This window comes from Chitinophaga sp. S165 (genome assembly GCF_003182155.1).
Classification (GTDB): domain Bacteria; phylum Bacteroidota; class Bacteroidia; order Chitinophagales; family Chitinophagaceae; genus Chitinophaga.
This window is the reverse complement of record NZ_QGTG01000017.1, coordinates 55201-65349: the sequence shown is the minus strand read 5'-3', so window position 1 is coordinate 65349 and position 10149 is coordinate 55201. Positions and strand designations below refer to the sequence as shown.

8 protein-coding genes and 1 rRNA gene are annotated in these 10149 nt (G+C 43.0%); 6 read left to right on the top strand and 3 right to left on the bottom strand.

Going from position 1 to position 10149, the window contains the following annotated elements:
* Positions 1-90, top strand: a 5S ribosomal RNA gene (gene rrf / locus C7475_RS32135); the annotation flags it as partial.
* Positions 91-184: 94 nt separating this feature from the next.
* Here the strand turns inward: rrf and C7475_RS32130 are convergent.
* From C7475_RS32130 to C7475_RS32120, 3 genes are all read right to left on the bottom strand, one after another.
* Positions 185-1003: a hypothetical protein gene (locus tag C7475_RS32130; RefSeq protein ID WP_110057542.1), complete on the bottom strand. Its 819-nt coding sequence runs from the start codon at positions 1001-1003 to the stop codon at positions 185-187.
* Between the two features lie 28 nt (positions 1004-1031).
* On the bottom strand, positions 1032-2054 hold the full coding sequence (locus C7475_RS32125) for a LacI family DNA-binding transcriptional regulator (RefSeq protein ID WP_110057541.1): 1023 nt from the start codon (positions 2052-2054) through the stop codon (positions 1032-1034).
* Between the two features lie 153 nt (positions 2055-2207).
* Complete coding sequence (locus tag C7475_RS32120) at positions 2208-4772, bottom strand: zinc-dependent metalloprotease (RefSeq protein ID WP_110057545.1); 2565 nt, start codon at positions 4770-4772, stop codon at positions 2208-2210.
* A gap of 724 nt (positions 4773-5496) precedes the next feature.
* Here C7475_RS32120 and C7475_RS32115 point away from each other — a divergent pair.
* From C7475_RS32115 to mnmE, 5 genes are all read left to right on the top strand, one after another.
* Positions 5497-6357, top strand: a complete 861-nt coding sequence (locus C7475_RS32115; RefSeq protein ID WP_110057540.1) for a MotA/TolQ/ExbB proton channel family protein — start codon at positions 5497-5499, stop codon at positions 6355-6357.
* 70 nt (positions 6358-6427) lie between these two features.
* Positions 6428-7072 carry a biopolymer transporter ExbD gene (locus C7475_RS32110; RefSeq protein WP_110057539.1) on the top strand — a complete coding sequence of 215 codons (645 nt, stop codon included), beginning with the start codon at positions 6428-6430 and terminating at the stop codon, positions 7070-7072.
* A gap of 73 nt (positions 7073-7145) precedes the next feature.
* Complete coding sequence (locus tag C7475_RS32105; RefSeq protein ID WP_110057538.1) at positions 7146-7739, top strand: biopolymer transporter ExbD; 594 nt, start codon at positions 7146-7148, stop codon at positions 7737-7739.
* Between the two features lie 37 nt (positions 7740-7776).
* Positions 7777-8616 (top strand): energy transducer TonB, encoded by an 840-nt coding sequence (locus tag C7475_RS32100; RefSeq protein WP_110057537.1) that lies wholly within the window; start codon positions 7777-7779, stop codon positions 8614-8616.
* Between the two features lie 97 nt (positions 8617-8713).
* Positions 8714-10099: a tRNA uridine-5-carboxymethylaminomethyl(34) synthesis GTPase MnmE gene (gene mnmE, locus C7475_RS32095; RefSeq protein ID WP_110057536.1), complete on the top strand. Its 1386-nt coding sequence runs from the start codon at positions 8714-8716 to the stop codon at positions 10097-10099.
* Positions 10100-10149 lie beyond the last annotated feature (50 nt).

Genomic DNA, 10149 nt, shown 5'->3' with positions numbered 1-10149 from the left:
TTCACCTCTTCCCATTCCGAACAGAGAAGTTAAGCCCCTCATGGCCGATGGTACTGCACTATCATGCGGGAGAGTAGGTAGCTGCCATATTTATTGAAAAAGCTCCGGACGAAAGTCTCGGAGCTTTTTTTATTTATACCTGTGTCAGTAGTTGACCAACACAGGTTTGAAGAACTGAATTCTGTTATCTTTTCTTCCCCACGGTATTATACCATTGAGCGATATTAACGGATACTCCCATACCCAGTGCTACCGGCTGAAAATAATTATCTAAATCATAGCCTCCATAGGTATCGTCATTCAGCAACATGGAAAACATTAACTGCATCTGAAACTTGACGTATTTGTAACCAACGCGAAAGGTAAATGCAGGTTCATATAGCGGCAGGACTTTATTACCAATGGCCATATAATTGATCCTTCTATCCGGATCGTTTTCAAAAGCTTTGGCGCCTGCGTAAAGACTATAGAACTTCAGAAGGGAGATGCGGGAAGTGAATGCAGCTTCTATGACTGGATGTGAAAGTCCGATACCTGGCTGAATAAAGAACTTATTGAAATGCGTCCGCAGGAGATAATCATTTATAACAGGGGTCGTTGAGCTTTGATAGTCTTTTGACAGCGTTTTAAAGCTCCCATTCCCATAACCTGCATACACATCAAAGACCATTCTTTTCTTCGGATCCAGCGGTTTAAAATAGCCTACAGCACCTTCAATTACACCTCCTCTGGCATTGTCGTCGAAGAATAGTTCATTGCCATCATTATCATCAGTGTCAAGATCGAAATTATATACATACTGCCCATTGGCCATAATTCCAATGTTATCTGTAACAGCAAAAGCTGCCTGGAAATTGCTTGGGGAGACACTTCCTTTGAATTCATGTTTCTCCTTCAGCAGCGGTTCATTAACGGTATTGGGAATGTAAATGTGCGGATTACAGGCAGAGAGAATAGCAAGGCCGTAACATGTAAGTAGTGGCAATCTGAATTTGTTTCGCATGACGTATAAGGTTTAAATAGTTCGAATTTTACTCACTCGATTCCCGCTCGATCAGTTCAACTGGAAACACAAATTGTTTAGTGATTTTCATTGTATCGCCATAGTTGATCAGTTTAACAAGGGTATCCACAGCTTTCTCTCCCATCTTATATCCTGATTGTTCGATAGTGGTAAGTGCAGGTGTAATGATCCGCGAGGACTGGTCATTGGAATATCCCACCACTTTGATTTCCCGGGGAATCGCAACTTGTTGTCGCTTAGCTTCCTGAATGAATGCTACTGCGGATGTATCATTTGCTGCAAAGAGTCCATCGGGACATTTATCCTCTGCAAGCAATTCTTTGGATGCATTAGTAGCTGCTTCGGAAGTCAGGTTATGAACGTATAAAAGGCTTTCATCGAAAGGCATATCATACTTTGCCAGTGCTGCCTTATAGCCTCGTAATCGCTGCTGATAAAGATTACAGGTAAGTGTACCGGAAAAATGAGCTATCCGTTTACAACCTTGTCTGATAAGATGTTCGGTAGCGAGAAAGCCTCCTTTGAAGTCATCTCCTGTAATAGTATACCCGGGAAAGTCGGCAGGGACACGGTCATAAAAGACAAGCGGGATATTGTTCTTTATGAAAGGTGTGAAGTGTTCATAGTCAGTTGTGAACATAGATGAGACTGCGAGTAATCCATCCACACGTAAGGAAAAGAAGGTATTTACCAATTCCTTTTCCATTTCCAGTGTATCATCCGACTGCCCGATCACAATGCTGAAGCCATATCTGTGTGCTTCGTGCTGGATACCGCTGATGGCCGTACTCTGAAAATACATAGATGTACGTGGTACTATGAGGCCTATGATATTGGAACGGTTCCTGCGTAAACTGGAAGCGATCCAGTTCGGAACATAGCCCATTTCAGTGGCTGTTTGCCGTACTTTATCCCTTGTTTCCTGGTTGATCAGCTTATTGTTTTGCAATGCTCTTGATACCGTGGAAGCAGATAAATTGAGTACTCTGGCAATGTCGTAAATGGTGATCTTGGTACTTCGTTCTTTCACATTCTTGAGGTTCAGTATATAAATATAGCGATATATTGAGCAACTTTAATAGCAAGCAACCTCATTATTTTCATCGAGTTAAATATTATTATGTTAAAAGGCGGAAGGCCCGGTATAACCGGGCCTTCCGCCTTTTAACATAATAACAGTTTGTTACTTTGGATCAAGTGCTTGTGTGATGCGTTCAACAAGATCTGTCAGGTGATAACGGCTTAACGGATCCTGAATAGAGGCAACAGCAGCCCGGATATCTGTACGTAATGATACCAGGTGTGCCCGTGCAATACTGCTGACGTCTGATTTGGAAGGATCTGCAGGAGGTACGCCAAACATGATCATCATAGGATTAGTGCCTTGTGAATCATTTGAAGAAAGCAATTGTATGATATGCTGAACGTATGATTTCTGCAGGTTACGACGGAAAACGTCGATGTTCTTCCGTGTATATATTTCGCTGAAAATCCCTTTTTTCACATCATTCAAAAAGACGCTTGCCTGGTAACTTTCAGGACCGTCATTAGCCTCATTGTTAATAAGCTTGATCAGTGTAGTAGCACTCAGTATCCTGTCTAATACAGGCGTTTGGCGCGCACTGATGATGGTGGTGGCATTATTTCCGGTACGGGAAAGAATGTCTTTATTAAACAACCATTTTGGTGTTGTAAATACTTGTTCGTTGAGGAATTGTACAGTCTCTGATTGAATAATCTTAGGAACAGCTTCATATACACCGCCTTCCTGTTCTACTGTTTTAGGTGTTTCATAAATACCTCCGATATTTTTAGCAACATGGCCGAGATATCGTCCAAACTGCGTATTTACTTCCCGGTAGAGTTCTGTGAGATTTGCATACCCTTCGTTATCTTCTTTCGTCCATGTGAGCAGATTAGGAATAATACGTTGTAAGTTTTTAATACCATAAACGCCGGCTTTCATTGCATTGTCACCAAGGTCCTCATTCTGTGATCTCGGATCATCCGGGTTAGACTCTGTACCGAACCAATACTTTTTGTCCTTTAGCTTTTCAACGGTCCATTTATTAAGGATCGCTTTTTCGTCTTCAGGTCCTTTGGTATCGGGAAGCTGACGATATCCCCATTCAATGGCCCACTTGTCATAGAAATTGATGCGGGGATAGAGATCGCTGCCAGTAATACCATCTTCAGGTTGTGCAATATAATTGAAGCGTGCATAGTCCATGATGGAAGCAGCATGTCCATTTTCTTTTATCCAGGCTTTATCTCTTAGCTTCTCTACCGGATAGGCGGAGCTGGAGCCGAAATTGTGACGGAGTCCCAGTGTATGGCCTACTTCATGAGAAGACACAAACCTGATGAGTTCCCCCATCAGCTGATCGTCGAACTGCATTTTTCTGGCCCTGGGATCGGTAGGAGAGCACTGTACAAAATACCAGTTACGTAGCAAACGCATAACGTTGTGATACCAGTTGATATGGCTTTCCATGATCTCTCCGGAACGAGGATCGTGAATGTGCGGACCGCTTGCATTAGGAATATCGGAAGGTTTATATACAATCGCAGAGAAGCGGGCATCTTCGAGGCTCCATGTGGAATCCTGTTCACGGGTAGGAGCTACTTTTGCAACTATAGCATTTTTGAAGCCTGCTTTTTCGAAGGCAGACTGCCAGTCGTTCACTCCTTGTATAAGGTAAGGCACCCATTTTTTAGGTGTTGCCGGATCGATATAAAAGATAATAGGTTTAACGGGCTCCACCAGTTCGCCTCGTTTATATCTCTCCAGATCTTCCGGTTTAGGCTCAAGGCGCCAGCGGGTGATCATGGAGAGGCGTTTAACGCCCTGGGGGTCCAGGTCAAAGTCGGTTACAGATGTAGTAAAATAACCCACTCTGGGGTCAAAATACCGCGACTTCATAGGAACTGCGGGAAGCAGGATTATGGAGGAGTTAAGTTCCAATGTAGCATTTCCTCCAGGTACGGACATGCCTGGTCCAGGCTGTCCGCCTGATTTTGAATAGGTTTTGACAGTCTTGATCTCGGTATTGATAGGATAAGACTTAACATCTACGATGTAAGATTTATCCTGCTGTACAGCACCGAGTTTGAGGCCGTTCTTCACACGTGAATCGAAGAAGAATATCTCATTATCGCCTTGAATATAATCGGTGAGATCGATCACGGTACTAGTCCCTTTATCAGATATAGCTTTGATGTCAAACGCTGCTGCAATGGGTTGTATATTGGAATTCATTACAGCGTTAAACATTGGCTGGCTGGAATCTTTCGAGATTTCGGTGTAGGATATGTTTTTAAGGAAGATGCGATTGTTAGGGCCTTTTTCAAAACGTATCACATTTTCCCCTATTTCATCCCCGCTGTATCCCATCATTGAAGAACGCAGGCCGGCGGCGGATTTAGAGATACGGTTCACGACGAGAACATCCCTGCCGAGCAGGGAATCGGCTATTTCAAAGAACACCCTGTCCTCCTGTTTATATATATTAAACAGACCGGAATCTGCTATGGCGGTTGAGGTAATTACTTCCCCAAATTTCTTGGGAGCGGTTTTTGGGCTGCTTTTGGCAGGCATAGGCGGACGAACGGTAGAATCTTTAGCTGCGATGGGTTGTTGTTCGTTTTTCTTTCTTTTTTGTGCTATTGACAGTGGATTGATAGTCAGCATCAATAATAATGTACCTGCACTTGTGAGGGCCATGGTACGGATAAAGTGTTTGTTCATTTGCTGTATTAACCAGATTTTAGGCAGGTAGGTGTTGAAAATACACATATTAAGCAGTAACTTATCGGGGAATTCCATGAGCGCTTAAAATATTATGGGAATGGACAGAGGGGAAAGCCGCGGTCTATAGGGGTAAGGATTAACGCCGCCGTCTATGAATAAATTTGTTGATATGGTATCTTTTATGCTTATATTACAGGGTGAACAAAATGCTGCACTAACGCCATTACAAACGTTTTTCGCGAATTAAGGACGTTTATGTTCCACGTTAGATAGGGTGCAACGGAGATGAAAAAAGCTGTATTTCTGTGATACTGTAATGACGGTAAGTGAAGGTGAAAGTGACTCAAAGTGTGGATGGTAGCGGGATAGAAGAAAAAAAGATAGCAGAAAATTTCTGTTGGAACATTTAAAAAATTTCTTAAATTGTGCGTCCAACTTTGAAAAAATTCAATAAATTTCAGGTTCCAAGGATAGTAATCATAAGGGGCGTAACCCATTCTTTGATATAGGTTGCATTTAACAATTAAAGTGTATGCTCAATAAAACAGGAGATTGTAAGGCCGTCTGCTGGCGGCTTTCAGTGGTAGCGTTAAATTTTGTGAGATTTTGAGAGCTGCACTTGTTTTTTTGGGTCAACCGTATAACTTTGCGAATCACGTATTTATATTGCAGAAATAACAAAAAACAATAGTTTAATCTTTAACACTAAAATTCAATCAACATGGCTGAGACTAAAACAACTGTGACTGCAGGTTCTGCCAAAGCAACTTCTCATCAAGTAAAAAAGTCATCCAATGTATTCGCAATGCTGGCTGTACCTATCTGTATAGTTATAGGCGTTCTCTTTTACCTGTTCGTACTTGGTAGTCCAGATAACTTCCAGGGTGGCATCAAAGGAGAAGGCGCGCATCCAGTTGAAGAAGGTATCGGAAAATGGTTCGCAACAGTATATCAGGGTGGTGCTATTGTACCAATTCTTATTTCTGTATTATTGATCTGTATCACTTTCGTAATTGAGCGTTTCCTTTATATCAACAAAGCTAAAGGTAAGTTTAGCGGTGCTGACCTGGTAAGAAGAGTTCAGTTCCACCTGGCTAACAAAAACGTAGACGCAGCTCTGGCTGAGTGCGACAAACAGAAAGGTTCTGTAGGTAATGTAATGAAAGCTGGTCTGAAGAAGTACAAAGAAATGATCGGCAACACTGAGCTTGACACTGAGCAGAAGATCCTGACCATCAAAAACGAGATCGAAGAAACAACTGCACTGGAACTGCCAATGATGGAAAAGAACCTGGTGTTCCTGTCCACTATCGCTTCAGTAGCAACCCTGTTAGGTCTGTTCGGTACAGTATTGGGTATGATCAAATCCTTCTCTGCGATGTCAGCATCTGGTGCTCCGGATTCATCTAAACTGGCGTTAGGTATCTCTGAGGCGTTGATCAACACCGCTCTGGGTATCGGTACTTCCGCTATCGCGATCATCATGTATAACTACTTTACTACCAATATCGATAGCATCACTTATGCAATCGACGAGTCTGGTTTTACTTTAACTCAGAGCTTCGCTGCAAACCACAAATAATTTTTTAATTATTTGTATGGAAAATGTGCGGTTTTGAATCTATATAAAGTAAACCATAAAAGGAGTAAAGATGCCTAAAGTTAAAATGCCCAGGAAGAGCACGCTGGTCGATATGACGGCGATGTGTGACGTGGCTTTCTTGCTGCTCACTTTCTTCATGTTGGCAACTAAATTTAAACCGGATGAGCCGGTAACTGTAGTTACTCCGTCTTCTATCAATACTAAACTGCTGCCGGATTCTGATGTAATCATGCTGACAGTTGATAAGGATGGCAGAGTGTTCTTCAGCATGGACGGTCAGCCTAAAAGGCAGAAACTGATCCAGGACCTGAACTCACAGTACAAGCTCAATCTGACCGACAAGGAAATGAACAATTTCACTATTGGCGCCAGCGTAGGTACCGAACTGAAAAACCTGAAAACTTACCTTTCCATGAAACCGGAAGAGCGTAAGAAAGCAGGTCTGGAAGTAGGTATTCCAACTGACTCCGCTAATAATGAAGTAGCTGTTTGGATCGAGTATGCAAGGTCTGCACAGGGTGGAAATCCAAGACTGCAGTACTGCGTGAAAGCCGACAATGGTACTCCCTATCCTAAAATCAAGGATATCCTGGATACCTTCAAGGAAAAAAAGATTCAGAAACTGAACCTGGTAACAAATCTGGAGGCACCTCCGCCAGGAACAGCAGCAGCTTTAGCCCGTGATGAGGAATAAAGCAATTTAAAAGTAAACAGCAGGCAGCGCTGCGGCGTTGAGTTGCTATTGAAAACTTAAAAAAAGAGCTACTATGGCAGAAATGGATACCAGCAGTAGTGGCGGGAAAGGCAAACACCAGGGTACGAAATCAAAGAAGCAGTCTACACGCGTAGACATGACTCCGATGGTGGATCTTGGATTTCTGCTGATCACGTTCTTCATGTTGACTACGACTATGAGCAAGCCTAAAACTATGGACTTGATCATGCCGAAGGATACTAAGGATGAGAAAGAGCAGAATAAAGTAAAAGAAAGTACTGCCCTCACTATACTGCTTGGCAAAAAAGACCGGGTATATTATTACGAAGGTTTGGCGCAAGACCCGAATGCATCAGCCAACCCTGACTTCTTCAAGGCAACATCCTTTGCTAACAAAGGAGGCATCAGAGACGTAATTATTAAAAAGCGGGATGAGGTTGCTAAAGCGAGAAATGCAAAAGGCGAACCTGAAGATGTGGTTGTAATCATTAAAGCTGATGACGAAGCTACATACAAGGATTTCGTAGACATTCTGGACGAAATGGCTATAAACCGTATTCAACGTTACGCAACAGTTGATATCAGCGATCAGGATAAAACCTGGATCCGTCAAACTGAAGCTGCTAACGCTGGAGGCTCCAAGTAATCGACACTAATTTGCATCCATCCTTAAAAATTAAACAATGGATACCGCTAAAATCTTAAAGTCCGATTTTCTGGATATCCTGTTTGAGAACAGGAATAAAGAATATGGGGCTTATGATCTCAGACGACAGTACGACAAAAGGGTACGCAATGCCGTAATAGGTAGTGCTGCACTGATGCTGCTTGTTATCGGAGGTTATGCAATTAATAACTACATACTCAAAATTGAAAGGGAAAACCCTAACAAGCAGCCTGTTATAGAGCAGATCAAGATGGAGGACGTGAAGATTCCGGATGATCCGAAAACTCCACCTCCGCCTCCACCTCCACCTGCTCCGCCACCACCGGTGAAACCTTCGGTGCAATTCACTCCTCCTGTAATCAAGAAGGATGAAGAAGTTCCGGAAGATGAAGTTCCGCCTAAGATCAAGGAAATTGAGAATAAGGCGATCAGTACTAAAACTGTAGAAGGTGATCCTAACGGTATCGACCCAGGATTATTGGAAGACAGTAAAGGTACAGGTGTGGTAGAAGCTCCTCCTCCTCCTCCAAAAGAAGAGATCTTTACATTCGTGGAACAGCCGCCTACCTTCCCTGGTGGTGAAGAAGCGCTGGCTAAGTTCCTGAGCAAAAACATCCATTATCCTCGCGTTGCGCAGGAAAATGCGATCTCAGGTACTGTGTTCGTACAGTTCGTAGTAGACTCTGAAGGTAACATCAAAGATGTAAAAACTGTTGGTGCTGCAAAAGGTGGTGGTCTGGAAGAAGAAGCGATCCGTGTGGTAAAAATAATGCCTAAATGGAAAGCTGGTAAACAGAACGGCCGTCAGGTGTCTGTACAGTTCAACCTGCCAATCCGCTTTACTTTACAAGAGTAGCAGACTAAAGGATATTTTATCTAAAATCCCAGTCCCGGTTCCGCCGGAACTGGGATTTTTTATTTATTGGTATATTGCTGCCTGAATTTGAAATGTTATGCTAGGGAATAATCTTACAGGATACGATGATACAATTGTAGCACTAGCTACAGCACCAGGAATAGGAGCGATTGCAGTGATCCGTCTGAATGGCACAAAGGCCATTGATATCTGTAATAAATTATTCCCCGCAAAAGACCTTCACCAACAAGCCGGACATACCCTTCATTTCGGCCCTATTGTGGAAAACGGACGGACCATCGATGAAGTGGTAGTTAGCCTCTATAAGGCCCCCCGTTCTTACACAGGGGAGGATATCATTGAGATCTCCTGCCATGGATCACCCTATATTCAGCAACAGATCATTGACGCCTGTATCCATACCGGCGCCAGAATGGCGAAACCGGGAGAATATACCATGCGTGCATTCCTCAACGGCAAACTGGATCTTACACAGGCGGAGTCAGTGGCTGATCTTATAGCAAGCAACTCCGCAGCAAGTCATCAGACGGCTATGCAACAGATGAGAGGTGGCTTTTCGAAGGAGTTATACGCGCTGCGCGAACAGCTGATCAGCTTTTCAGCACTGATTGAACTGGAACTCGACTTCAGCCAGGAAGACGTTGAATTTGCTGATCGTACCCAGTTCTATCGCTTGATCAATGAAGCAACAGAGGTGGTAAAACATCTGGTAGATTCTTTCCGCATGGGAAACGTGATCAAAAATGGTGTTAATACTGCCATTGTAGGCAAACCTAATGCGGGTAAGTCTACATTATTAAATACGCTTTTAAATGAAAATAGGGCCATTGTAAGCGACATTGCAGGTACAACCCGTGATACCATAGAGGAGGTCCTGAATATACAAGGTGTCATCTTCCGCCTTATCGATACTGCGGGTATCCGTGAAAGCGCAGATGTCATTGAAAGTATTGGCGTACAAAAGACAATGGAAAAGATCAGGGAAGCGGGAGTTGTACTTTATCTATTTGATGTAAATGAGACTTCACTGGCAGATCTGAAAGCACAGGTGGGCACGTTTGAACAGGAGAGGGTGAACTATCTGCTGATCGGTAATAAGACGGATATTGCAGGCCTTCCTGTTATTCAAAATAAGTTTGCTGAGATACAAGATATCCTGTTCATATCTGCTAAACAACATGAACATATTCAGGAATTGAAAGATCGTCTCGTGCACAAAGTAATGAGTGGCGATATCAATACAGAAGATACCATTGTGACCAATGCACGTCACTATGCTGCATTACAGGAAGTACTGAAAGCACTACAGGATGTAAGGTTCGGATTAGATAGTCAGTTGCCTGGAGATCTGCTGTCGCTGGACATCAGAAGATGCCTGCATTATCTTGGAGAGATCACAGGACAGATTACTAATGAAGATCAGCTGGATTTTATTTTCAGTAAGTTTTGTATTGGGAAGTAAATCGTCCAAATAAGCATACCAAAGGGACATGGTCATTATATGATTATCTA

Coding starts and splice junctions, on each gene's coding strand:
- C7475_RS32115 (WP_110057540.1), top strand. CDS start 5,497: ATGGCTGAGACTAAAACAACTGTGACTGCAGGTTCTGCCAAAGCAACT.
- C7475_RS32105 (WP_110057538.1), top strand. CDS start 7,146: ATGGCAGAAATGGATACCAGCAGTAGTGGCGGGAAAGGCAAACACCAG.
- C7475_RS32100 (WP_110057537.1), top strand. CDS start 7,777: ATGGATACCGCTAAAATCTTAAAGTCCGATTTTCTGGATATCCTGTTT.
- mnmE (WP_110057536.1), top strand. CDS start 8,714: ATGCTAGGGAATAATCTTACAGGATACGATGATACAATTGTAGCACTA.
- C7475_RS32110 (WP_110057539.1), top strand. CDS start 6,428: ATGCCTAAAGTTAAAATGCCCAGGAAGAGCACGCTGGTCGATATGACG.
- C7475_RS32130 (WP_110057542.1), bottom strand. CDS start 1,003: ATGCGAAACAAATTCAGATTGCCACTACTTACATGTTACGGCCTTGCT.
- C7475_RS32120 (WP_110057545.1), bottom strand. CDS start 4,772: ATGAACAAACACTTTATCCGTACCATGGCCCTCACAAGTGCAGGTACA.